The organism is Kitasatospora sp. NPDC004240, assembly GCF_053603215.1.
Genome location: NZ_JBSGFD010000047.1, coordinates 1 through 23,256, shown reverse-complemented (window position 1 = coordinate 23,256; position 23,256 = coordinate 1). Strand labels below are relative to the sequence as shown.

17 protein-coding genes and 2 pseudogenes are annotated in these 23,256 nt (G+C 72.0%); 11 read left to right on the top strand and 8 right to left on the bottom strand.

From position 1 onward, the window contains the following. Positions 1-212: 212 nt before the first annotated feature. Together gltB and ACWEQL_RS15285 are read left to right on the top strand one after the other, a co-directional pair. Positions 213-4,814, top strand: a complete 4,602-nt coding sequence (gene gltB, locus ACWEQL_RS15290; protein WP_452150748.1) for a glutamate synthase large subunit — start codon at positions 213-215, stop codon at positions 4,812-4,814. After that, entirely contained in the window at positions 4,807-6,267 is a 1,461-nt protein-coding gene (locus tag ACWEQL_RS15285; RefSeq protein ID WP_452150716.1) for a glutamate synthase subunit beta, read from the top strand. The genes gltB and ACWEQL_RS15285 overlap by 8 nt, the downstream gene beginning before the upstream one ends. A 190-nt stretch (positions 6,268-6,457) precedes the next feature. On the opposite strand, the gene ACWEQL_RS15280 is transcribed toward ACWEQL_RS15285, so the two are convergent. Further along, complete coding sequence (locus ACWEQL_RS15280) at positions 6,458-7,477, bottom strand: DUF5937 family protein (RefSeq protein ID WP_452150715.1); 1,020 nt, start codon at positions 7,475-7,477, stop codon at positions 6,458-6,460. 34 nt (positions 7,478-7,511) lie between these two features. Between ACWEQL_RS15280 and ACWEQL_RS15275 the strand changes: the two genes are divergently transcribed. The 3 genes from ACWEQL_RS15275 to ACWEQL_RS15265 all read left to right on the top strand — a co-directional run bounded on the left by ACWEQL_RS15275 (position 7,512) and on the right by ACWEQL_RS15265 (position 11,317). Continuing rightward, on the top strand, positions 7,512-8,801 hold the full coding sequence (locus ACWEQL_RS15275; RefSeq protein ID WP_452150714.1) for an MFS transporter: 1,290 nt from the start codon (positions 7,512-7,514) through the stop codon (positions 8,799-8,801). Positions 8,802-8,901: 100 nt separating this feature from the next. Further along, positions 8,902-9,768, top strand: a complete 867-nt coding sequence (locus tag ACWEQL_RS15270) for a helix-turn-helix domain-containing protein (RefSeq protein ID WP_452150713.1) — start codon at positions 8,902-8,904, stop codon at positions 9,766-9,768. A 91-nt stretch (positions 9,769-9,859) separates the two neighbouring features. Next, positions 9,860-11,317, top strand: coding sequence for an aldehyde dehydrogenase family protein (locus ACWEQL_RS15265; protein WP_452150712.1), 1,458 nt, complete (start codon positions 9,860-9,862; stop codon positions 11,315-11,317). 61 nt (positions 11,318-11,378) lie between these two features. On the opposite strand, the gene ACWEQL_RS15260 is transcribed toward ACWEQL_RS15265, so the two are convergent. Next, positions 11,379-12,296: a hypothetical protein gene (locus tag ACWEQL_RS15260; RefSeq protein ID WP_452150711.1), complete on the bottom strand. Its 918-nt coding sequence runs from the start codon at positions 12,294-12,296 to the stop codon at positions 11,379-11,381. A 103-nt stretch (positions 12,297-12,399) separates the two neighbouring features. Here ACWEQL_RS15260 and ACWEQL_RS15255 point away from each other — a divergent pair, with 103 nt between their 5' ends. Further along, positions 12,400-12,954, top strand: coding sequence for a hypothetical protein (locus tag ACWEQL_RS15255; protein WP_452150710.1), 555 nt, complete (start codon positions 12,400-12,402; stop codon positions 12,952-12,954). On the opposite strand, the pseudogene ACWEQL_RS15250 reads toward ACWEQL_RS15255, so the two are convergent. From ACWEQL_RS15250 to ACWEQL_RS15240, 3 genes and pseudogenes are all read right to left on the bottom strand, one after another. Next, positions 12,938-13,819: pseudogene (locus ACWEQL_RS15250) on the bottom strand (IS30 family transposase); the annotation flags it as partial. The gene ACWEQL_RS15255 and the pseudogene ACWEQL_RS15250 overlap by 17 nt on opposite strands. 49 nt (positions 13,820-13,868) lie before the next feature. Continuing rightward, positions 13,869-14,039 (bottom strand): annotated as a pseudogene (locus tag ACWEQL_RS15245) (IS3 family transposase); the annotation flags it as partial. 120 nt (positions 14,040-14,159) lie between these two features. Further along, on the bottom strand, positions 14,160-14,444 hold the full coding sequence (locus tag ACWEQL_RS15240; RefSeq protein ID WP_452150709.1) for a transposase: 285 nt from the start codon (positions 14,442-14,444) through the stop codon (positions 14,160-14,162). Positions 14,445-14,798: 354 nt separating this feature from the next. Between ACWEQL_RS15240 and ACWEQL_RS15235 the strand changes: the two genes are divergently transcribed. Both ACWEQL_RS15235 and ACWEQL_RS15230 read left to right on the top strand, forming a co-directional pair. After that, on the top strand, positions 14,799-15,719 hold the full coding sequence (locus ACWEQL_RS15235; protein ID WP_452150708.1) for an LAETG motif-containing sortase-dependent surface protein: 921 nt from the start codon (positions 14,799-14,801) through the stop codon (positions 15,717-15,719). A gap of 332 nt (positions 15,720-16,051) precedes the next feature. Next, a complete protein-coding gene (locus tag ACWEQL_RS15230) occupies positions 16,052-16,924 on the top strand; it encodes a hypothetical protein (RefSeq protein ID WP_452150707.1) in 873 nt (290 codons plus the stop codon). A 273-nt stretch (positions 16,925-17,197) separates the two neighbouring features. Here ACWEQL_RS15230 and ACWEQL_RS15225 read toward each other — a convergent pair whose 3' ends face one another. After that, positions 17,198-17,326 carry a hypothetical protein gene (locus tag ACWEQL_RS15225; protein ID WP_452150706.1) on the bottom strand — a complete coding sequence of 43 codons (129 nt, stop codon included), beginning with the start codon at positions 17,324-17,326 and terminating at the stop codon, positions 17,198-17,200. A 298-nt stretch (positions 17,327-17,624) separates the two neighbouring features. Further along, positions 17,625-18,863 carry an acyltransferase family protein gene (locus ACWEQL_RS15220; RefSeq protein WP_452150705.1) on the bottom strand — a complete coding sequence of 413 codons (1,239 nt, stop codon included), beginning with the start codon at positions 18,861-18,863 and terminating at the stop codon, positions 17,625-17,627. Positions 18,864-19,498: 635 nt separating this feature from the next. Here ACWEQL_RS15220 and ACWEQL_RS15215 point away from each other — a divergent pair. Beyond that, entirely contained in the window at positions 19,499-19,813 is a 315-nt protein-coding gene (locus ACWEQL_RS15215) for a transposase (RefSeq protein WP_452150704.1), read from the top strand. 46 nt (positions 19,814-19,859) lie between these two features. Continuing rightward, positions 19,860-20,480, top strand: coding sequence for an IS3 family transposase (locus ACWEQL_RS15210; RefSeq protein ID WP_452150703.1), 621 nt, complete (start codon positions 19,860-19,862; stop codon positions 20,478-20,480). A 52-nt stretch (positions 20,481-20,532) separates the two neighbouring features. Here the strand turns inward: ACWEQL_RS15210 and ACWEQL_RS15205 are convergent, their stop codons facing one another. Continuing rightward, positions 20,533-21,915 (bottom strand): FAD-dependent oxidoreductase, encoded by a 1,383-nt coding sequence (locus ACWEQL_RS15205; RefSeq protein WP_452150702.1) that lies wholly within the window; start codon positions 21,913-21,915, stop codon positions 20,533-20,535. Between the two features lie 315 nt (positions 21,916-22,230). On the opposite strand from ACWEQL_RS15205, the gene ACWEQL_RS15200 reads away from it, so the two are divergent. Then, positions 22,231-23,256: serine/threonine-protein kinase (locus tag ACWEQL_RS15200; protein ID WP_452150701.1), on the top strand; the 1,026-nt coding region annotated here is incomplete at its 3' end.

The following is a 23,256-nucleotide window of genomic DNA, read 5'->3' as shown; positions in this document are numbered from 1 at the left end:
CGCCGGGCACAATCGACTGGACGCGCACCGTTGCGCGTCCTCCCACCCGGCCCGTGACCTGCGGATCTGTCCGGCATCTGGACGGCATATTCCGCTTCCCGGGAACTTGGGCATCATGTAACTTGCACGAAATCGCATCAGGGCCAGCGTCGTCCCTACTGCACCGCACCTGCTGAAAGACGACGACGGGAGAGCCGATGCTGTCTGCATCCATGCACTCCGCCAACGAGCCCCAGGCCGGCGCAGCGCGCCCGCCGTACGCGCTCGTTCCGGATGCGCGACCTGCTGCTCAGGGCCTGTACGACCCGCGTAACGAGCACGACGCCTGCGGCGTCGGTTTCGTCGCCACGCTGACCGGCATCGCCGACCACACCATCGTCGAGCAGGCGCTCACCGTCCTGCGCAACCTGGAGCACCGCGGCGCCACCGGCGCCGAGCCGGACTCCGGTGACGGCGCCGGCATCCTGACGCAGATCCCCGACGCGTTCCTGCGCTCCAAGGTCTCCTTCGAGCTGCCCGCGGCCGGCTCGTACGCGGTCGGCATCGCCTTCCTCCCCGACGAGGACGCCGCCGACGTCGAGGCTGTCGCCCGCATCGAGGCCATCGCCGCCGAGGAGGGCCTGACCGTCCTCGGCTGGCGCGACGTGCCGGTCACCCCCGACCTGCTCGGCGCCACCGCCCGCAGCGTCATGCCGCGCTTCCGCCAGGTCTTCCTCGCCGCGGACGGCGCGAGCGGCATCGCGCTGGACCGGACCGCCTTCGTCGTCCGCAAGCGCTCCGAGCGCGAGGCCGGCGTGTACTTCCCGTCGCTCTCCGCCCGCACCATCGTCTACAAGGGCATGCTGACCACCGGCCAGCTGGAGCCCTTCTTCCCCGACCTGTCGGACCGGCTCTACGCCTCCGCGCTCGGCCTGGTGCACTCGCGTTTCTCCACCAACACCTTCCCGAGCTGGCCGCTCGCCCACCCGTACCGCTTCGTCGCGCACAACGGCGAGATCAACACGGTCAAGGGCAACCGGAACTGGATGACCGCCCGCGAGTCCCAGCTCGCCACCGACCTCATCCCGGCCAACCGCGACGGGCGGGGCCTGGAGCGGATCTTCCCGATCTGCACCCCGGACCACTCCGACTCCGCCTCCTTCGACGAGGTCCTGGAGCTGCTCCACCTCGGCGGCCGCTCGCTGCCGCACTCGGTGCTGATGATGATCCCGGAGGCGTGGGAGAACCACGCCACCATGGACCCGGCCCGCCGCGCGTTCTACCAGTACCACTCCAACCTGATGGAGCCCTGGGACGGCCCGGCCTGCGTCACCTTCACCGACGGCACCCAGATCGGCGCCGTGCTGGACCGCAACGGCCTGCGCCCGGCCCGCTACTGGATCACCGAGGACGGCCTGGTCGTCCTCTCCTCCGAGGTCGGCGTGCTCGACATCGACCAGGAGAAGGTCGCCAAGAAGGGCCGCCTGCAGCCCGGCAGGATGTTCCTCATCGACACCGCGGAGCACCGCATCGTCGAGGACGAGGAGATCAAGTCCGCGCTGGCCGCCGAGCACCCCTACGAGGAGTGGGTCGCCGCCGGGCAGATCCAGCTCGCCAAGCTGCCCGAGCGCGAGCACATCGCGCACACCCACGCCTCGGTCACCCGCCGCCAGCAGACCTTCGGTTACACCGAGGAGGAGCTGCGGGTCATCCTGGCGCCGATGGCGAAGACCGCCGGCGAGGCGCTCGGCTCGATGGGCACCGACTCGCCCATCGCCGCGCTGTCCGAGAAGCCGCGCCTGCTGTTCGACTACTTCGTGCAGCTCTTCGCGCAGGTCACCAACCCGCCGCTGGACGCCATCCGCGAGGAGCTCGTCACCTCGCTGCTGTCCAACCTCGGCCCCGAGGGCAACCTGCTGGCCGCCGAGGCCGCGTCCTGCCGCTCGGTCGGCATCACCTTCCCGGTGATCGACAACGACGAGCTGGCCAAGCTCGTCCACATCAACGCCGACGGCGACCAGCCCGGCCTGAAGGCGGTCACGCTCTCCGGCCTCTACAAGGTCACCACCGGCGGCGCCGGCCTGGCCGCCCGCCTGGCCGAGATCGCCACCGAGGCCGACGCCGCGATCGCCGACGGCGCCCGGATCATCGTGCTCTCCGACCGGCACTCCGACGCCGAGCACGCCCCGATCCCCTCGCTGCTGCTCACCTCCGCGATCCACCACCACCTCATCCGCACCAAGCAGCGCACCCAGGTGTCGCTGCTGGTCGAGGCCGGTGACGTCCGCGAGGTGCACCACGTCGCGCTGCTGATCGGCTACGGCGCCGGCGCGGTCAACCCGTACCTGGCCATGGAGTCGGTCGAGGACCTGGTCGCCCAGGGCACCTTCCTGACCGGCGTCGAGGCCGAGAAGGCCATCAAGAACCTGATCAAGGCGCTCGGCAAGGGCGTGCTCAAGGTCATGTCCAAGATGGGCATCTCCACCGTCGCCTCCTACCGCGGCGCCCAGGTCTTCGAGGCCATCGGCCTCTCCCAGGAGCTGGTGGACGGCTACTTCGCCGGCACCACCACCAAGCTCGGCGGCATCGGCCTGGACGAGATCGCCAAGGAGGTGGCCGCCCGCCACGCCAAGGCGTACCCGGCCTCCGGCATCCCCGCCGCGCACCGCGCGCTGGAGATCGGCGGCGAGTACCAGTGGCGCCGCGAGGGCGAGCCGCACCTGTTCGACCCGGACACGGTCTTCCGCCTGCAGCACTCCACCCGCAACCGCCGGTACGACATCTTCAAGCAGTACACGGACCGGGTGAACGAGCAGTCCGAGCGCCTGATGACGCTGCGCGGCCTGTTCCAGCTGGACGGCCTCGGCCGCACCCCGGTGCCCGTCGAGGAGGTCGAGTCGGTCTCCGAGATCGTCAAGCGCTTCTCCACCGGCGCCATGTCGTACGGCTCCATCTCCCGCGAGGCGCACGAGACCCTGGCCATCGCGATGAACCGCCTCGGCGGCAAGTCCAACACCGGTGAGGGCGGCGAGGACCCGGACCGCCTGTACGACCCGGAGCGCCGCTCGGCGATCAAGCAGGTCGCCTCCGGCCGCTTCGGCGTCACCTCCGAGTACCTGGTCAACGCGGACGACATCCAGATCAAGATGGCCCAGGGCGCCAAGCCCGGCGAGGGCGGCCAGCTGCCCGGCCACAAGGTCTACCCGTGGGTCGCCAAGACCCGGCACTCCACTCCGGGCGTCGGCCTGATCTCCCCGCCGCCGCACCACGACATCTACTCCATCGAGGACCTCGCCCAGCTGATCCACGACCTCAAGAACGCCAACCCGGCGGCCCGCATCCACGTGAAGCTGGTCTCCGAGGTCGGTGTCGGCACGGTCGCCGCGGGCGTCTCCAAGGCGCACGCGGACGTGGTCCTGGTCTCCGGCCACGACGGCGGCACCGGTGCCTCGCCGCTCACCTCGCTCAAGCACGCGGGCGGCCCCTGGGAGCTCGGCCTCGCCGAGACCCAGCAGACCCTGCTGCTCAACGGCCTGCGCGACCGCATCGTGGTGCAGACCGACGGCCAGCTGAAGACCGGCCGCGACGTCGTCATCGCGGCGCTGCTCGGCGCCGAGGAGTTCGGCTTCGCGACCGCCCCGCTGGTGGTCTCCGGCTGCATCATGATGCGCGTCTGCCACCTGGACACCTGCCCGGTCGGCGTCGCCACCCAGAACCCGGTGCTGCGCGACCGCTTCTCCGGCAAGCCCGAGTTCGTGGTGAACTTCTTCGAGTTCATCGCGGAGGAGGTCCGGGAGATCCTGGCCTCGCTGGGCTTCCGCTCCATCGAGGAGGCCGTCGGCCACGCCGAGCACATCAACGCCCGGGCCGCGATCGACCACTGGAAGGCCGCCGGCCTCGACCTGGCCCCGCTCTTCCACGTCCCCGAGCTGCCCGAGGGCGCGTCCCTGCACTGCACCACCACGCAGGACCACGCGCTCGACAAGGCCCTGGACAACCAGCTGATCGACCTGGCCCAGGACGCCCTGGAGAACGGCGAGACCGTCCGCATCCAGCTGCCGATCCGCAACGTCAACCGCACGGTCGGCACCATGCTCGGCCACGAGGTGACCAAGCGGTACCGCGGTGCGGGCCTGCCCGAGGGCACCATCGACGTGACCTTCACCGGCTCGGCCGGCCAGTCCTTCGGCGCCTTCGTCCCGAACGGCGTCACCCTGCGCCTGGAGGGCGACGCCAACGACTACGTCGGCAAGGGCCTCTCCGGCGGTGTGGTGATCGTCCGCCCGGCGCGCGACGCCGCCGCCATCGGCAACGACGCGCAGAACCACGTGATCGCCGGCAACACCATCGGGTACGGTGCCACCAGCGGCCGGATCCACCTGCGCGGCAAGGCCGGTGAGCGCTTCGCCGTCCGCAACTCCGGTGCCACCCTGGTCGTCGAGGGCGTGGGCGACCACGGCCTGGAGTACATGACCGGCGGCCGGGTCGTCATCCTCGGTGAGACCGGGCGCAACCTGGCGGCGGGCATGTCCGGCGGCATCGCCTACGTGCTGGACCTGCGTCCGGCCAACGTGAACAGCGGCATGGTGGGCATCGAGGCCCCGACCGCCGCCGACCGCGACTGGCTGCGCGAGACCGTGCAGCAGCACTACGAGGAGACCGGCTCCACCGTCGCCGCCGAGCTCCTGGCGGACTGGGGCAGCGGGGTCTCCCGCTTCTCCAAGATCATGCCGACCGACTACAAGGCTGTGCTCGCCGCCAAGGACGCCGCTGAGCGCGATGGCCTCTCCGAGGCCGAGACCACTCGCAAGATGATGGAGGCGGCACATGGCTGACCCCAAGGGCTTCCTGACCACGCCCAAGCAGCTGGCGGAGCGCCGCCCGGTCGACGTTCGTCTCCGTGACTGGAACGAGGTCTACGTCGAGCGCAGCCTCCTGCCGATCATCACCAAGCAGGCCGGCCGCTGCATGGACTGCGGCATCCCGTTCTGCCACAACGGCTGCCCGCTCGGGAACCTCATCCCCGAGTGGAACGACCTGGCCTACCGGGACGACTGGTCCGGCGCCATCGAGCGCCTGCACGCCACCAACAACTTCCCGGAGTTCACCGGGCGGCTCTGCCCGGCCCCGTGCGAGTCGGCGTGCGTCCTGGGGATCAACCAGGACGCGGTGACCATCAAGAACGTCGAGGTCACCATCATCGACAAGGCCTGGGACCGGGGCGGCGTCACCGCGCAGGTCCCCGAGCGCCTGTCCGGCAAGACCGTCGCCGTCATCGGCTCCGGCCCGGCCGGCCTCGCCGCCGCCCAGCAGCTCACCCGCGCCGGGCACACCGTCGTGGTGTACGAGCGGGCCGACCGCGTCGGCGGGCTGCTGCGCTACGGCATCCCCGAGTTCAAGATGGAGAAGCGCCACATCAACCGCCGCATCGAGCAGATGCGCGCGGAGGGCACCCGGTTCCGCACCGGTGTGCACGTGGGCGAGGACATCACCGGCCAGCAGCTGCGCGAGCGCTTCGACGCGGTGGTCGTGGCGGCCGGCGCCACCACGGCCCGCGACCTGCCGGTGCCCGGGCGCGAGTTCAAGGGCGTCTACCAGGCCATGGAGTACCTGCCGCTGGCCAACAAGGTCCAGGAGGGCGACTTCGTCGACTCCCCGATCAGCGCCAAGGGCAAGCACGTGGTCGTCATCGGCGGCGGCGACACCGGCGCGGACTGCGTCGGCACCGCCCACCGCCAGGGCGCGGCCTCGGTCACCCAGCTGGAGATCATGCCGCAGCCCAGCGAGAGCCGCCCCGGCCACCAGCCCTGGCCGACCATGCCGATGACCTACAAGGTCACCTCGGCCCACGAGGAGGGCGGCGAGCGGATCTACTCCGTCAACACCACCCACTTCACCGGCGACGAGGACGGCAACGTCCAGGAGCTGCACCTGGTCGAGGTGGAGTTCAAGGACGGCCGCTTCGAGCCGGTGCCGGGCACCGAGCGGGCCATCCCGGCGCAGCTGGTCACCCTGGCCATGGGCTTCACCGGGACGGACGTGAAGAACGGCCTGGTCGAGCAGCTGGGCGTGGACCTCGACGCTCGGGGTAACATCGCTCGTGACGGGAAGTTCGCCACCAATGTCGATGGCGTCTACGTCTGTGGCGATGCCGGCCGTGGCCAGTCGCTGATCGTCTGGGCGATCGCGGAGGGCCGTTCGGCCGCCGCCGCGGTCGACCGGTACCTGGGCGGCAAGACCCCGCTGCCCGCCCCGATCCGTCCCACGGACCGCCCGCTGGTGGTCTGAACCACCCCTGAACGCCCCGGCGCCGCATCGCCGGGTTGCACCATCCGCTTCTCCGTCAGTGTCGCCGGGCCATAGCGGTCTCCTGGCGCCCGTCCTCTCCCCGACCAAGTTGAGGACGGGCGCCGTCATGTTCAGGGGGAGCGGCAGAGGACGACGGATCCCCGGGACGGGACGGCGGTCGTGTCAGGTGTCAGGTGCGGAGCAGGAGTTCGGCGGCCTCGGCGCGGGCGTACAGGACCGTACGGCCGGTGCGGTGGCGGGCGAGCAGGCCGGCGTCGCGCAGGGCGGTGAGGTGGTGGGAGACGGTGGCGGGGGAGAGGGCGGTACGGGCGGCGAGCTCGGTGGTGGAGGCGGGGGCGTCCAGCTCGGCGAGCAGCCGGGCCCGGGTACGGCCGATCACCCGTGCCAGGCCCTCGGGGACGGCGGCGCCCGCGCCCTCCCAGAGCGTGGCCACCCCGCGCGGCGGGTAGACCAGGCCGGGCTGCCAGGCCGCGCCGGTCTGGGAGAACACGCCCGGCCAGGCGAACACGGTCGGCACCAGGACCAGGCCCCGCTCGCCCTCCAGCCGGTGCCGCTCCTCGAACATCCGGTGGCCGATCCGCAGGGTGTCGCGCTCCCAGCTCACCAGCGGGTGCAGGTCGGCGAAGAGCGCGGCCGGGCCGCCCGCCGACATCTGCCGGGCCCGCCGCAGGATCTCGCCCTCGGCCAGCCGCCGCATCCGCGGCCAGTGCGGGGCGATCGCCGCCGTCCAGTACGCCTGGATCTCGGCCACCAGCCGGGCCGTCCCGGCCTTCGGGTCCTCGTACAACTCCTGGACCAGTGGCGGGAGTTCCGGGCCGAACTTGACCAGGTCGCGGCGGATCGAGGCCGGGGCGGCGGCCGCCAGCGCGGCGAGCTCCTGCTCGATGGTGCGGGTGGAGTCGGCGGGCACCGGGGTCAGGAAGTCCGGGATGTACACCGTGGGCAGCCGCACCAGCGCGGAGAGCAGCTCCCAGTCGACCCCCGCCAGTGCCCGCCGGGCCTGCCGGACCCAGGGCAGGTGGACGGCGCTGCGGCCCGGGTCCTTCAGCACCTCGACGCTGGTGGTGACCTCGCACAGCGGTGAGCAGGCGAAGCGGGTGCGGGCGAGGTCCTGGGCGGAGAACTCCCAGGTGAGCATGGTGGCCTCCGGGCGGCCTTCGGGCGAGGATTCGACCGGCGTCGAATCCATGGGCAGGGACGATCATGCCCGGGAGGCTCCTGCCATGACCACAGCGACCCTCCCCCCGCTCCGCGACCGCCTCGGCCTGCCGGACGTCACCGGCCGGATCCGGCTGGTCGGGGCCCACCTGATCGACAGCCTCGGCACCGGGTTGATCCTCGCCTTCACCGTCGTCTACTTCACCCGTACCACCACCCTGGCCGTCGCCGCGGTCGGCGCCGCCATCACCGCCGCCCGGCTGCTCGCCCTGCCCACCGCGATCGTCGTCGGCCCGCTGATCGACCGCTACGGCGCCCGGACCGTCGCCACCTGCGGCAACCTGCTCTCCGCGCTGGCGTACGGGGGCTTCCTGCTCGCCGGGCGGGCCTGGCAGATCGTGCTGGTCTGCCTGCTGGCCCAGGTCGGCCACGTCGCGTACTGGACCTCCAGCACCGGCCTGGTGGTGCTCGCCGCCGCCGAGGGGGAGCGGCCGCGCTGGTTCGCGCTGGTGCAGACGCTGCGCAACACCGGGCTGGGGCTGGGCGGGGCGTTGGGCTCCGTCCTGGTCGCGGGCGGCGGCACCGGGGCGCTGCGGCTGCTGGTGGTGCTGAACGCGGCCAGCTACGCGCTGGCGGCCGGGCTGCTGGCCTCCTGGCGGCCGTCGCCCGCCGCTGCCGCCGAGCGCCCGGGGACGGGGACGGGGACGGGGTCGGGGACGGGGGAGGAGGGCCCGGCGGACGGCGCCCCGGAGCGCGGGGGCTACCGCACGGTGCTGCGCGACCGCCGCTACCTGCTGCTGGTGACGGTCAACCTGGCCAACGTCTTCGGCTCGATGATCATCAGCATGCTGCTCGCCGTCTACCTGACCGAGGGGCTGCACCGGGAGGCCTGGGTGGCCGGCTCGCTGCTGGTGCTCAACGGGGTGCAGGTGGTGCTCACCCAGAACGTCGTGGCCGGCCGGCTGGAACGGTTCCGGCCGACCCGGGTGATCGCGGCCGCCTCGCTGCTGAACGCGTTCGCCTTCGGCCTGTTCGCGTTGCTCGCGACCGCCCCCGGCTGGACCGTCCTGGCCGGACTGTACGTGGCGATGTCCCTCTACAACCTCGCCGAGACCATGGCCACCCCCTTCGCCGAGGACCTCAGCGTCTCGCTCGCCGATCCCGCGCTGCGCGGCCGCTACCTGGCCGTCTACCAGCTCTCCTGGAACCTCGGCCAGGCCGTCGCGCCCGGCCTGCTCACCCTGCTGCTCGGCGGCGGGGCCGCCCGGCCGTGGGCGTTCCTCGCCCTGCTCAGCCTGGCCGCCGTCCCCGGACTGCTGAAGCTGGAGCGGATGGGTCGGCCGCCGCGGCCGTGACCCGGCCGATACCCGCGCTGACGGACTGTTGTTTGTCGGTGGCAGATGGCAGACTGCCGCCGACGGTCGGGGGGCTGCGCGGGACGCGGAGGTTGACACGATGGGCACGACTCAGCCGGGCGGGGGTGCCACCATACGGCGCCTGCTGCTGGGATCCCAGCTGCGCCGGCTGAGGGAGGCCAGGGGCGTCAGCCGCGAGGAGGCGGGCTACTCGATCCGCGCCTCGGAGTCGAAGATCAGCCGTATGGAGCTCGGCCGGGTCGGCTTCAAGGAGCGTGACGTCGCCGACCTGCTGACGCTCTACGGGGTCGAGGGGGAGCAGGAGCGGGCCGCCGTGCTCGGGCTGGTCCGGGAGGCCAACGCGACCTCCTGGTGGCACGGTTACGGCGATGTGCTGCCCGGCTGGTTCCAGACCTACGTCGGGCTGGAGGAGGCCGCCGCCGAGATCCGCAGCTACGAGGTCCAGTTCGTCCACGGGCTGCTGCAGACCGCCGACTACGCCCGCGCCGTGATCCAGCTGGGCGGCCACGTCACCGCCGGGGCGGAGGTCGAGCGCCGGGTGGAGGTCCGGCTCCGGCGCCAGGAGCTGCTCCGCTCCGACCGGGCGCCGCGGCTGCTCGCGGTGCTGGACGAGGCGGCGCTGCGCCGCCCCTGGTGCGGGCCCGAGGTGATGCGCGGGCAGATCGACCGGCTGCTGGAGCTGTCCGAGCTGCCCGATGTGGAGCTCCAGGTGATGCCGTTGGGCTTCGGCGGGCTGCGGGCCGAGGGCGGCGCGTTCTCGGTGCTGCGCTTCGCCTCGACCGAACTGCCGGACGTGGTCTACCTGGAGCAGTTCACCAGCGCGCTCTACCTGGACAAGCCGGCCGAGCTCGCCGAGTACTCCGCGGCGATGGACGGCCTGGCCGCCGACAGCCTCTCCCCCGAGAAGACACGGGAACTTCTCCACTCCGTACGCCAAGAGCTGTGACGCATAAGTACGATGAGCGTCGATCAGATTCGGACGTGAACAACCGCTGATCCGATCGAGGCGTTTCCCGAACTGGCACGAGAGGGATCAGATGTCGTACTTCTCCGAGTTGGCGCTGCAGTACATCGACGGCGAGTGGCTGACCGGCGGCGGCTCCTGGGACATCGTCGACGTCGACCCGTACAGCGGTGACAAGCTCGCCACCATCACCGTCGCCACCGTGGACGAGGTCGACCGCGCCTACCGGGCCTCCGAGCGGGCCCAGCGGGAGTGGGCGGCGACCAGCCCGTACGAGCGCCGGCTGGTCTTCGAGCGGGCGCTGCGGATCGTGGAGGAGCGCGAGGCCGAGATCACCGAGGCGATCATCGCCGAGCTCGGCGGCACCGCGCTGAAGGCCGGCTTCGAACTCGCCCTCACCAGGGACATGCTGCGCGAGTCGATGGCCCTGGCGCTGCGCTCCGAGGGCCGGATCCTGCCCTCGCCGGTGCCCGGCAAGGAGAACCGCCTCTACCGGCTGCCGGTCGGCGTGGTCGGCGTGATCAGCCCGTTCAACTTCCCGCTGTTCCTGTCGCTCAAGGCCGTCGCCCCGGCCCTGGCGCTCGGCAACGGTGTGGTGCTCAAGCCGCACCAGGAGACCCCGGTGGTCGGCGGCACCCTGATCGCCAAGATCTTCGAGGACGCGGGCCTGCCGGCCGGCCTGCTCAACGTGGTGGTCACCGACATCGCCGAGATCGGCGACGCCTTCATCGAGCACCCCGTGCCCAAGGTGATCTCCTTCACCGGCTCCGACAAGATCGGCCGGCACGTCGCCACCGTCGCCGCCTCGCACTTCAAGCGGACCGTGCTGGAGCTCGGCGGCAACAGCGCGCTGATCGTCCTCGACGACGCCGACCTCGACTACGCCGTCGACGCCGCCGTCTTCAGCCGCTTCGCCCACCAGGGCCAGGTCTGCATGGCCGCCAACCGCGTGCTGGTGGACCGCTCCGTGGCCCGGGAGTTCACCGAGAAGTTCGTCGCCAAGACCGCCTCGCTGCGGGTCGGCGACCCCAAGGACCCGGCCACCCAGATCGGCCCGCTGATCAACTCCGTCCAGGCCGACAACATCACCTCCCAGGTCGACCAGGCCATCGCCGCCGGCGCCACCGCCCTGCTGCGCGGCCGGACGGCCGGCAGCCTGATGGACCCGGTGGTCCTCGGCGACGTGCCCGCCGACGCGCCGATACTGCGGCGCGAACTGTTCGGCCCGGTGGTGCTGGTGGTGCCGTTCGACGGCGAGGACGAGGCCGTCCGGATCGCCAACGACACGCCCTTCGGGCTCAGCGGCGCGGTGCACACCGCCGACGTGGAGCGCGGCGTCCGGGTGGCCCAGCGGATCGACACCGGCATGATCCACGTCAACGACGGCACCATCGCGGACGAGCCGGTGGTGCCCTTCGGCGGCGAGAAGAACTCCGGCGTCGGCCGCCTCAACGGCGAGTCCACGGTGGACGCGTTCACCACGGTGAAGTGGATATCCGTCCAGCACGGGCGCAGCCGCTTCCCGTTCTGACGGCCCTGACGGCCCTGACGGCGCGGGCCGCCCCCTCGGTGGGAGCGGCCCGCGCCGTGCGTCACCCGGCGTCCCGAAGCCCGCGCAGGATCGTCATCAGCTCCTCGGGCGGGACGATCGAGAACGAGCGCGTCGCGTCGTCGATGACCGTCAGCGAGACGATGCCGCCCTTGTGCCACCAGTAGAGCCGGGGCGAGAGCGGGCCCGGGTTGTCCTGGTACGCGCCGAGGCCGAAGGCCGCCAGATCGTTGATCGCGCCGACCGCCTCGGGCCCGGCCACCGGGTGGAACACCAGGAAGTGCCGGCTCGGCACGGTGAACAGCGCGCCCGCCTCCGGCAGCTCACGCCCGGTCAGGGCGCGCGCCACCTCGTCCAGCACCAGCGCCTTGCTGGCCACGAACATCGAGTCGCCCGACACGATGTGCAGCGGCGCGCCGCCCTCGCGGCCCTCGACGACCTCGTACGTCACCGGCTCCCGGACCAGGTTGGCCCGCCCGGCGGCCCGCAGCCGCTCCAGGCCCACCGGGGCGACGGCCCGGTCGTCCAGCAGCCGCACCGCGTCCGGGAGGTCCAGCGCCAGCGCCTCCCGCAGGCCCTGCGCCACCGGCCGGACGTAGCTGAACGCCGCCTCGGCCTCCGGCGGGAACGCGTCGTCGGGGACCAGCCGCAGGTAGGCCGTGCGCAGCATCCCGTCGGCGTCGTCCGGCGTCGCCCCGACCGCCCCGTCCAGCGCCCGGAAGTGCTGCTCCACCACCTGCGGCCAGGCGCGCGGGTCGGAGCGCCGGCACAGCTCGGCGAGGTTGTAGAGGTTCCGGGTGCCCTGCGGGGCGTGGACGGTGTCCCCGGCGACGGTCACCTGCGGGCCGGCGCCCGCGTGGTACTGGCGGACCAGCTCGCGCAGGTACTCGGCCTGTTCGACGGTCAGATTGGTCAGGTGCGGGTCGTGCTGGGCGGCTGCCCTGGAACGGAAGAACTTCATGGGGGTCGACTCTATGTGCGAATCGGGTGATTCGTGACATCGGCTCAGGACGGCCGCCCGGGGTGACCGTTCGACCGGTCGCCGGCGGCGCCATCGTCCGGGCATGACCCGTCGTACCCCGCCGCGCCCGCTGGACGTGGAGCGGCTGTTCCCCGAGGTGGCCGGCCTGCGCCGGGAGGCCGTCCGGCTGCACCCGCGCGCCGGGAGCCCGACGTCCCGGGACAGTTCGGTCGGTGGCCCGCTGCTCTGGCCGGCCGCGGAGCCCTGGCCGACCTGCCCCGAGCACTTCGGCTCGCCCATGGTCGGCGTGGTCCAGCTGTACGCGGCCGACCTGCCGGACCTGGTGCCCTTCCCGGACGGCCACGACCTGCTGCAGCTGCTCTGGTGCCCGCTGCGGTACGACGGCTGCTGGGTGCTCCCGGAGCTGCGGTGGCGCTCGTCCGCGGCGGTCGGTCCGGTGCGGACCGCCCCGCCGGTGCCGGCGGGGGCCGGGCGGGGCCACGTACCGCGCCCCTGCGTGGTGCACCCGGAGCTGGTGACGGAGTACCCGAGCTGGGACCTGGCGGACGAGGTCTGGGACGCGCTGGAGGGCCGCTTCGAGCGGGTCGAGCGGGAGACCGGCTGGGACTACCAGGGCGGATTCAATCAGTGGACGTAACACCGGCTTCCTGCAGTGATAGTAGGTGCTCGTCGAGGGCTTCGGCGGGTGTCTTCCAACCGAGGCTCTTGCGGGGTCGGCTGTTGAGCGTGGCAGCGGCCGCCTCGATATCGTCCGCCGCCCATCGGGACAGGTCGGTGCCCTTCGGGAAGTACTGCCGCAGCAGGCCGTTCGTGTTCTCGTCGGTGCCGCGCTGCCATGGGCTGTGCGGGTCGGCGGAGTAGACCGGAACGCCGGTCTCGATCGTGAACCGGGTCGTGCGCTCGACCAGTGTGCCGATCGCCGACCGCTCGAGTCCGATCAGGAGGTCGCCCTCCCAGTGTCCCGGCACGGCGCGGTCGTCGGCTTCGGCCGGCCGTGCGCTGATCAATACCTCGGGCGTGACGTGCGCCCACGCCTTCCGCCTGGCCCGGGCCCGGGGCACTCGCAGAGCCCTTCCGATGCGCAGGCAGGCGACGACCTCGCGCTGGAGCGCTCCCCGGCCTTCGATGAACAGGGCCTGGTAGATCGCCTCGTGCGAGATGCGCAGGGACTCATCATCGGGGAAGTCGACCTTCAGCCGGTTCGCGATCTGCTCCGGGCTCCATGCCGTGGCCCACCGGCGGTCGCCGCGGTGCGGCTTGTTCCGTCCCTTCCACGGCGCGGCCTGCGGCCCCAGGGCCGTCCCGTCCAAGCGGCTGACCTGGCCTGAAAGCCTTTCCTGCACGTAGTTTCGCAGCCGATCGTTCGCGGCCGGCTTCGCTGCCTTCGGACGCTGGGCCACGAGGTCGGCCTTCCACTGCGCGACCGAGGCCCGGTACTCCAGTCGGCCGCCTCGGGTCGCAGCGTTGCGCCGCGGCTCCCGGGATATCGTCGACGGGTGGCGCACTCCTGTCATGGACGGTGGTGCGGCAGCGGATGCGCAGGTGACGGCCCACGATGCCGTGCTCGCGCATCAGGCGGGCCATCCGCTTGCGGCTGACCACGCGGCCCCGGGCCCGCAGTTCCGCGTGCACCCTCGGCACCCCCGTAAGCGCCCTGGGTCTCCCGGTGGACTTCGCGGATCTCACCCACGAGCGCAGCCTCGGCCGCCGCCCGATCGGCATGGGCCCGAGCCTCGGCCTGCCAGGCGTAGTACCCGGAACAGGCGACACCCACGACCTCACACAACCGCCGGACGCCGAACCCGGCGGCGTGGGCGGAGATGAAGTCCCAGCGGCGGGCCCTCACCTCATCTCCCGTGCGAAATAGGCCGCTGCCCGACGCAGGATCTCCTTCTCCACCTGCCACTCGCGCTCAGCCTTGCGCAAACGAGTGAGCTCGGCCCGTTCGTCAGCGCTCAGCGCCTGCCCGGTCGACGCCGGCTCGGCATCGGCGGCCCTCACCCAGTTCCGCAGGGTCTCATGGTTGACCCCGATCTCCTTCGCGACCGCCGCGAACGTGCGCCGGCCCTTCGCGGCCCTGGTACAGCGCGACGGCATCACGACGCAACTCGTCAACGGACGTCCCACCTGGACTTCCCTTCCTGGATCAACCAGATCCAAGTGTCAGGGTGTCCACGTCGCGGGGCAAAGCTCAGGTCCGGTGAGGTCCGCAAGTGCCGCCTCCGTGAGCGTGGGGCTGCCCGGGAACTGCCACCGGACAGCAACGCCGGCATGCAGCTGGTCGCCCGCCCCGGCCTCGGCGCCGGACGCGGCCGCCCCCATCCGTGCGGGGCAACCCTTGTCGTGCTGCAGGAGTCGCGGGCTGCCGGGTCGGCTGTCCTGGCGGGCGGATACAGTGCGGGCACGACCCTGCGAGGCCACCGGCCCCTCAAGTCGTTTGAAATCAGACATACTTCACGCCTATTCGTGGGAGCAATGACCTTGCGTTCTTCCCGCCTGCTGGCCGCCGCCGCGCTGGTCGCGCTGTCCGCCGGTGCCACCGTCGGGGCCCCGGCCACGTTCGCGTCGCCCGCCCCGAGTAGCTCCGCGACCGCTGCGCCCGGCACCTCGGCACCGGCCTCTCCGTCGGCCTCCGTCCCGGCACCGACAAGCAGCGCCACCTCCAAGCCTTCGCCCCACCCGACGGCCACGGCCACCGCCGAGCCGACGGCGCCGCTGCCGAAGCCGTCCGGTACCTGCACCGGCAACCACCTCCTGCAGGACATCAAGGTCACCGGCACCGGACTGGTCGGCAGCACCCTGGCCAAGGGCGGCCCCGCCCAGGAGACCTCGGTGACGTTCGAGAACACCGGCCGGATGGACATCAAGGAGTTCAGCACCTACCTGTTCATCACGGACATCGGCGAGGAGCCCGTCACCAACCCCGTGACCTGGGGCTCCGAGGCCTTCACCGTCCAGGTGAAGACGCCCGGCTCCGACTGGAAGCCCGTCACCGTGGAAGGCTCCAGGCCGGCCGTGCTCGGCATCCTGAAGATCGCCAAGGGCGAGAAGGTCACCATCCAGGTGAAGATCGCCGCCACCGACAAGGCCCTCACCGCCCTCTACCACGGTGAGGTGACCGGCCAGTCCGAGACCTTCGACAACGCGACCACCACCGGCGGCCGACCCGGCTGCCTCAGCTACGGCGCAAGCTACCGCGGCCGCTTCACCATCCCCGGCCCCGGCACCCCCACCACCACGGCCGCGAACACCACCCCGGCCTCCTCCGGGCCGCACCTGGCCGAGACCGGATCCAGCTCCTCCACCCTGCCGATCGCCGCCACGGGCGCCGCAGTCCTGGCCGCAGGCGCCACCACCCTCGTCGCCCTGCGCCGCCGCAAGGCCGCCGCCTCACACCGCTGATCCACCCGGCCTCCGGGGGACGCAGGCGGCCTCCGTCCCCGCACCGCCCGGACGACGCGACAGCAAGGGTCCGTGCTCAGTAGGCGCTGAACACCAGTGCGATTGTCGGTGAAGGCCGGTAGGTTGCGCCCGACCCCGAGAAGGTCATCGACACGGCCCCCGCTGTGCACAGCACGCCGGGGGCCGCTGTCGTCCGGTTTCGGCCCGACGCGGTCCATCCACTTCCGCCCGGCGGATTGCCGACGGACGCCGCTGGCCGAGGCCGCTCAGCGGCCGGAGGTTCCCCGACCTGGAGGTCAGGGCGCCTACGGTCGCCTCGGACTGCCGGGCACGTGACGCTCTCGGTGATCACCGCGTACCTGGGCGCGCTGCGGCGGCTGCCGGATGCGCAGCGCCTCGGAGACGGCGAAGGACTGCGACCACCTTCGAAGGGAAGACTGCTCGGATCCTGGGATACCACCCCGTGCGGACCCTCACCTAACACCGTCCCCGACGCCGGACCGCTGGACGGCCAGGGAAGCCGGCAACTCGTCGACGCAAACGTGATGCCGGCCATGTCACTGAAGTCCCCGACCGCGCCTACCCGTCCCTGGCAGCGGATCGACGTCCCCCTTGTACGCCACCATGGTTCCGTAGCGGGTCAGATCGACCAGGAGGACGACGACGTGGCGCTCTTGCAGGAACACCGCACCGAAGCCAGGCCCGACCACGGCCTGATCGAGGTGTACGACGCCGACGCCTACCTCACGGACTCCGCCGCGGTCCGGCGAAGCCGGGAGACGATCGTCGCCGGAACGGGGACGCAGCTCTATCTGCACAGTCCTCAAGGCATCGCGCCCGCCGAACTGACCCTCCTGGTCTGGGACGGTCCGGCCCGGGAGGACACGGCCTGGGAAGAGGAAGGACACAGCCGGCAGATCCTGGACCTCCCCACCGGAATGGTCGTCATCCGGGCCTTCTCACCGGAAATCGCCGGCTGCTACGAACTCCCCCGGCCGGGCGCGTACGCCGCCCGCGTCGCCTGGAAAGGCCGCCGGGCCGCGGCCGATCAAGAAGCGAGCTTCCTGAAACAGCTCGCCACCCCCGAGGGAGAGCTGAACCCCGACCCCGTGTTCGCCGCACACCGCCGGGCACTCGAGTCCTACCGGATCGACCTCTGGTGGACCGCGGAGTCGGACCCCGAGGAGGACGACGAAGACCAGTGACACAAACGGCGGGCGGCTGGAGACATCCGTGGCTCCGCCCGCCCGCTCTATGCGCCGCTTCCAGCCCCGGTGACAGAGCCGTCCAACAGGCCGCCAGCACCCTTCGACATACGCTCCACGTCTGTTCGTGCCCCGGGGCACACCATGTTGACCGCGGACAACATGAAGCCCTCAGGGGTGCGGCCACCGTGGGGTGGCGCCGGGCGACTCGTACCGGCCCTGGCTCGGCAGGCTGGCGGGTGCCGGCCTGCAGCCGTTCGCGGCGCGCTGGGGTCACACCGTGATCGTGCAGACGGAGCCGAGACCGGTCGGTCCTTCGGCCTGGCGGAGCCGGTCGGAGGCGCCGCCGGCGGCGGTCTGCAGAAGTCGGTAGTCGGCGCCGCTGGTGCTGCTCCAGTGCATGGCCGCGCGCCATGGCCGGCGGCCGAGCCCGAGACCGCGGCAGCTCACGCGGCCCCACCTCGGTCACCACACGCGGGCGCGGTGGCAACCGAGGCGGCCGCGGCCGCCGGTTCGACCTCGACCGGCGCGGCGACGGAGACGAGCCGCTCAGGATGATCGGAAGATCGCGAAATGGGTCCCGTTCGGCCCGCCGATCAGCGGTCGGCTCTCACCCGTCGCCGACATGAGGGGGTGCCGTATCAGATGGTGGCGGGCTCACGCCGCTCGTCGAGCCCTACTGATCGCCGGCATCACGGTTTCAACCCGAGTAGCGGTCCCCGACTGCGACCGGGGTCGCCGGAGCAGGCAGCACGACCTTGGCCGAACCGTTCGTCGGCTTGTTCCGGTCGCCCCGGTTCCGCTGGGGCAGCCGGATGTTCTTGAGCTTGAGTGCGGGCTTCTCCACCGCGTGCCAGGACAGGAAGGCGGCGACCACCGAGAGGAGTACCGCGGCTCCGGTGTAGACCGCGTACCCGTGGCGGGGCACCTGCCACAACGCCAGGCTCTGCTGGATCGGGAACGCGTAGATGTAGACGCCGTAGGAGAGGTCCACCTTGGTGCCGACCTTGGTCAGCGGGTGCGGCATGTAGGCGGCCAGCCAGATCAGCAGGTAGGCGAGCGCCGGCAGTCCGATGACGTAGAACCCGCCGTACCGGGCACTCCCGACGAACAGGCCCAACGACAGCAGGGCCGCCACCCCGTTCATCCGCAGGCGCTCCTTGTAGAGCTCGGCGAGCGCACCGAGGCCGAACATGAGCCCGAGCGGGACGAGCATGTCCATGCTGAGCGTGCCGAGGAGGGGTAGGCGCCAGCCGGGCAGCGTCGTCGGCCCGTAGCCGGGGGCGCGCAGGTGCGGGTAGTCGATCGCGATGTAGACCATGTAGCCGTACAGGGCGGCCACGATGGCCAGGACTGCCCAGCGCGCCCGCTGGAGGATGCCGACGGCCGCGAGGGCCGCCACCGCGAGGTAGCAGAGAACCTCATAGGCGAGCGACCAGATCGAACCGTTGAAGGAACCGCCCTGCAGGTTGTGCGCCATCAGCCCGGATATCGACCACTGGTTCACCCCGACCGACCAGTTGGCCTTGATGTACTCCCACGGGCCCTGCGGGTGCGACCAGAACGTGCCGAGCAGGTGCTCGTGGTGCGCGACGACCGGCGCGATGACGAAGGCCGTGATCAGCAGGCAGGCCCAGAGGCCGGGCAGGATGCGGATCGCCCTGTTCCACAGGAATCGGGCGGTGCTGAGCCGGACTCCGCTGCGCGTGATGAGCAGACCGGAGAGCACGAAGAACCCGGCGACGGCCACGGCGCCGAGTCCCGTCTGCCCGCGCGACCACGTCGTACCGGGATCGCCCTTGCCCATGCCGAGCGGCATGGCGTGGGCGAAGATCACCGAGACCGCGAGCAGAAGCCGCAGGAGACCGAAGCCGTTCGTCTTCCCGAGGGCTTCCGACAGCGGCCGGAAGGCCAGAACTGCGGACCGTGTACGGGTCATGCGTGACATGTCGGGCTGACTCCGGAGCGATGTTGAGGAGTGGACGCCTGGCGCGCTCTGCAGGCGTTGTCAGGACTGGGAGGTGCGGTTGGTCACGGGCGCGTTTCCCGGCCCGGCACAGGTAGGTGATGCCGGGCCGGGCCGTACGGGGACACAGGACGGCGCCGGTGGCGTGGTCCGGATCGGCCCACGAGGGCGTCACGGCGGCATTCCGCCCAAGCGACTTGAGCAGGTCGAACGGCGAAACAGGGAGGAGGGCGCTGCCGCGATCGAACGCTAACCACCGCGGCGGTCGATGCCACTCCTCGCCCAGAGCGACCGGGGAGAACATCGCATCAGGCTGCGGGCCGGCAGGCCGATCGCCGGGATCCCTGCAGTCAAGGCCGGCCTCTGGTCGCCGGTCTCGAACGTGGCGGCAGGAGGTCGTCGGTACCGCCTGGACGCCCGGGCGCGTACGTCATGTGACCTCCATCGAAGGGTCGGGACACAACCCATCGCTGGCCCCCGCGTTTACGACACATTTAATCTCATTATTGGTGCGGCGCAGACGGCGGGGTATGGCCGGGCGTGAGGTGATTCCTACGTTGTGGACACACCTTCCTGGATCTTGTAGATCCAGGAAGGTGAAGATCCGCGTGGCAAGGCCATCGAAGTACAGTCCGGAGTTCAGAGCCGATGCGGTCGCGTTGTGGCGGGCCTCGGCGGGCAGGCGGACGTTCAAGTCCGTCGCCGACGACCTCAACATCAACCACGAGACCTCGCGCACCTGGGTGCGCGAGGCCGAGGGGGCGGCGTCCTGCGGTGGCGGAGCGCAGGCCGGCGGGGCCGAGGACGAGCCGGCCCGGTTGCGGGCGGAGAACACCCGGCTGATCAAGGCGGAGAAGGAGTGGCAGCCGGAGCGGGAGATCCTGCGCCGGGCAGCCGCCTATTTTGCCAAGGAGATGAAGTGACACCCCGCCGCTGGGACTTCATCTCCGACAACGCCGGGGCCTCGGCGTGCAGCGGCTGTGCCAGGTGCTCGGCGTCTCCCGCTCGGGCTACTACCGCCGGCAGGCCGGCGCCGGGACCCGTGCCGCGCGCCAGGAGGACGAGGACGCCCTGGTCGAGGAGACCCGCGAGATCCACGCCGAACACAAGGAGACCTACGGCGCGCTGCGGGTCCACGCCGAACTGCGTGGCTTCGGGTACACCGTCAACCGCAAGCGCGTGGCACGGCTGATGCGCAAGCACCGCATCGTCGGCCGCCACCTGCGCCGCAGGAAGACCACCACGATTCCCGATCCGATCGCGCCCCGGTCCCCGATCCGGTCCAGCGCGACTTCACCGCCACCGACCTCGACGAACGCCGGTGCGGCGACATCACGTACATCCAGGTCGGCGCGACGTGGCCCTACCTCGCCTGCGTCGTCGACATCCACCCTGCCGGCCTGCCCATCAACACCTCCGGGGACGAGGTGTTGCAACGACCGGTTGAATCCGCCCACCTGGACCCCGGTCGAGGACGCGGACGACCGGATCGAAGGACCGGAGCTGGTGCTGGGCGATCTCGGCGGCGTGTGCCTCTTCGAGTGCCGTACCTGCCCGGGGCGGCCGTTCACCGAGCGCTTCGACGCCTGAGCCGGGGTCAGGTGCCGAAGCGCCCGGGGCGGGCGTGCCGGCTCCGGCGTGCTCAGGCGCCGCTGTGGCGCAGCATCTCCTCGCGCTCGACCACCTTGACCCGCTCGCGGCCCTCCGCGGCGCCGAGCGCGCGCTCGTGGGCGTCCAGCTCGTGCCACCCCTCCCAGGTGGTGTACCGGGACCCGCGGGCCCGCAGGTGGGCGGCGACCGCCTCGGGGTCGGGTTCGGCCGCCCCCGGCAGCCGGCTGGCCGCGTGGTCGGCGAGCAGGCAGGCGACGGTCTCGTTGGCGTCGCCCTTGGTGTGGCCGATCAGGCCGACCGGGCCGCGCTTGATCCAGCCGGTGACGTAGGTGGCGTCCTGGTGCGAGCCGTCGGCCGCCAGCACCCGGCCGGCCTCGTTGGGGACGGTGCCGGAGACCGGGTCGAAGGGCAGCTTGGGCAGCTCGTCGGAGTAGTAGCCGACCGCCCGGTACACGGCCTGGACGTCCCAGTCGCGGAACCGGCCGGTGCCGCGGACGTTGCCGGTGCCGTCCAGCTCGGTGCGCTCGGTGCGCAGCCCGGTCACCCGGCCGTCCTCGCCCAGCACCTCCGCCGGGGACTCGAAGAAGTGCAGGAAGATCCGGTGCGGGCGGCTGCCGGGGTCGCGGATCGCCCAGTTCTCCAGCGTCGAGGCGACCATGTCGACGTGCTTGGCCGCGCGCCGCTGGGCGATCGAGCCGTCGTCGTACTCGATGTCCTCCGGGTCGACGATGACCTCGATGGTCGGCGAGTGGTCGAGTTCGCGCAGCTCCATCGGGCTGAACTTGGCCTGCGCCGGCCCGCGCCGGCCGAAGACGTGCACGTCCACGGCCCGGTTGCGCAGCAGCCCGGCGTGCACGTTCGGCGGGATCTCGGTCGCCAGCAGCTCGTCCGCGGTCTTGGCGAGGATCCGGGCCACGTCCAGCGCGACGTTGCCCACGCCGAGCACCGCGACCTGCTCGGCCTCCAGCGGCCAGGTCCGCGGGACGTCCGGGTGGCCGTCGTACCAGGAGACGAAGTCGGCGGCCCCGTACGAGCCGTCCAGGTGGATGCCCGGGAGGTCCAGCGCCCGGTCGGCCGTCGCGCCGGTGGAGAAGACCACGGCGTCGTAGAAGCGGTGCAGGTCGTCCAGGGTGAGGTCGTTCGGGTAGTCGACGTTGCCGAACAGCCGGATCTGCGGCTTGTCCAGCACCTGGTGCAGCGCGGTCACGATGCCCTTGATCCGCGGGTGGTCGGGCGCCACCCCGTACCGGATCAGCCCGAACGGCGCCGGCATCCGCTCGAACAGGTCGATGGACACCCCCGGGCCCCCCTCCTGGGCGGCATCGGACTTCAGCAGCGCGTCGGCGGCGTAGATGCCGGCGGGGCCGGCTCCGACGATCGCGACGCGGACGGGACGTGCGGCGGCACCTGGCATGGCGGAACGTTCCTCCGGTCGGGCGGCGGGTGGGCGGTCGTCGCCCCAGCAAATCCCGCCGCACGGGGTGGCGGGTAGGTGGTCTGAACCTATGAGGTCATAGAGCCGACCTATGGGCGGACGGCCCGCCGTCCGCGCACCCGGCGGGCCCGCCCGTCCCGGCCCCCCGCCCCGTGCGGACGGTCGTTCGTGTGACGACCCGCGGAGGGCCGTCCGGCCCGGGCACCCCACCGCGGGTCAGGGGCGGGGCGGCCGTCGAGGCGGTGGGCGCGGCGGCTGTACGCTCGGGTCGCCCGAACGGGAGGGACCCTGAGCATGCAGCCGCTGGAAGCCGGCGATCCGACGCGGATCGGCACGTACGACCTGGTGGGACGCCTCGGCAGCGGTGGCATGGGGGAGGTGTTCCTCGGCCGGTCGGACGCCGGGCGGCTCGCCGCCATCAAGGCCGCCCGCACCGAGTACGCCCAGGACCCCGAGTTCCGGCGCCGCTTCGCCCGCGAGGTCGAGGCCGCCCGCCGCGTCGACGGCCGGTTCACCGCCGCCGTGCTCGACGCCGACCCCGGGGCGCGGCGCCCGTGGCTGGCCACCGAGTACATCCCCGGTGTCTCCGTCACCGAGGCCGTCTCCACCGCCGGCCCCCTCCCCGAGAGCGCCCAGCGCGCCCTGATCGCCGGCATCGCCGCCGCCCTGGACGCCATCCACCGGGCCGGCATCACCCACCGCGACCTCAAGCCGTCCAACGTGCTGCTCGCCGACGACGGCCCGCGCGTCATCGACTTCGGCATCGCCCGCGCCGGCGACCACACCCAGATCACCGTCACCGGCATGGCCCCCGGCACCCCCGGCTACATGGCCCCCGAGCAGCTCCGCGGCGCCGACATCGGCCCCGCCACCGACGTGTACGCCCTCGGCGCCACCCTCGTCTACGCGGCCACCGGCCACGGCCCGTACGGGCACGGCGACCCGATCGCCATGATGTACCGCACGATGGAGGACGAACCCCGGCTCGACGGCGTCCCCGCCGGGCTGCGACCCACCCTCGCCCGCTGCCTCGCCAAGGACCCCGCCGACCGCCCCACGGTCGCCGAACTCCGGGCCGCCCACGCCGTCGGCTCCACCCTCCCGCACGGGCGGTGGCTGCCGCCGCAGCACAGCACCATGGTGCTGGGGCGGCGGGAGGCCGCGGACGCGGCGGCCACGGCGACGGCGCTCCCGGTCGGCGGCGCGGCCACGACGCCGCCGCAGCAGCCGCCGCCGGTGCCGCCGACGCCGCCGGTCCGGCCGCCCGGGTTCTCGCGGCGCTCGGTGCTGTTCGCGGGCGCGGGCGGCGCCCTGGCCGTG

Coding starts and splice junctions, on each gene's coding strand:
- ACWEQL_RS15220 (WP_452150705.1), bottom strand. CDS start 18,863: ATGACCCGTACACGGTCCGCAGTTCTGGCCTTCCGGCCGCTGTCGGAA.
- ACWEQL_RS15205 (WP_452150702.1), bottom strand. CDS start 21,915: ATGCCAGGTGCCGCCGCACGTCCCGTCCGCGTCGCGATCGTCGGAGCC.
- ACWEQL_RS15280 (WP_452150715.1), bottom strand. CDS start 7,477: ATGGATTCGACGCCGGTCGAATCCTCGCCCGAAGGCCGCCCGGAGGCC.
- ACWEQL_RS15270 (WP_452150713.1), top strand. CDS start 8,902: ATGGGCACGACTCAGCCGGGCGGGGGTGCCACCATACGGCGCCTGCTG.
- ACWEQL_RS15260 (WP_452150711.1), bottom strand. CDS start 12,296: ATGAAGTTCTTCCGTTCCAGGGCAGCCGCCCAGCACGACCCGCACCTG.
- ACWEQL_RS15265 (WP_452150712.1), top strand. CDS start 9,860: ATGTCGTACTTCTCCGAGTTGGCGCTGCAGTACATCGACGGCGAGTGG.
- ACWEQL_RS15275 (WP_452150714.1), top strand. CDS start 7,512: ATGACCACAGCGACCCTCCCCCCGCTCCGCGACCGCCTCGGCCTGCCG.
- ACWEQL_RS15225 (WP_452150706.1), bottom strand. CDS start 17,326: ATGCACTGGAGCAGCACCAGCGGCGCCGACTACCGACTTCTGCAGACC.
- ACWEQL_RS15255 (WP_452150710.1), top strand. CDS start 12,400: ATGACCCGTCGTACCCCGCCGCGCCCGCTGGACGTGGAGCGGCTGTTC.
- ACWEQL_RS15285 (WP_452150716.1), top strand. CDS start 4,807: ATGGCTGACCCCAAGGGCTTCCTGACCACGCCCAAGCAGCTGGCGGAG.
- gltB (WP_452150748.1), top strand. CDS start 213: ATGCACTCCGCCAACGAGCCCCAGGCCGGCGCAGCGCGCCCGCCGTAC.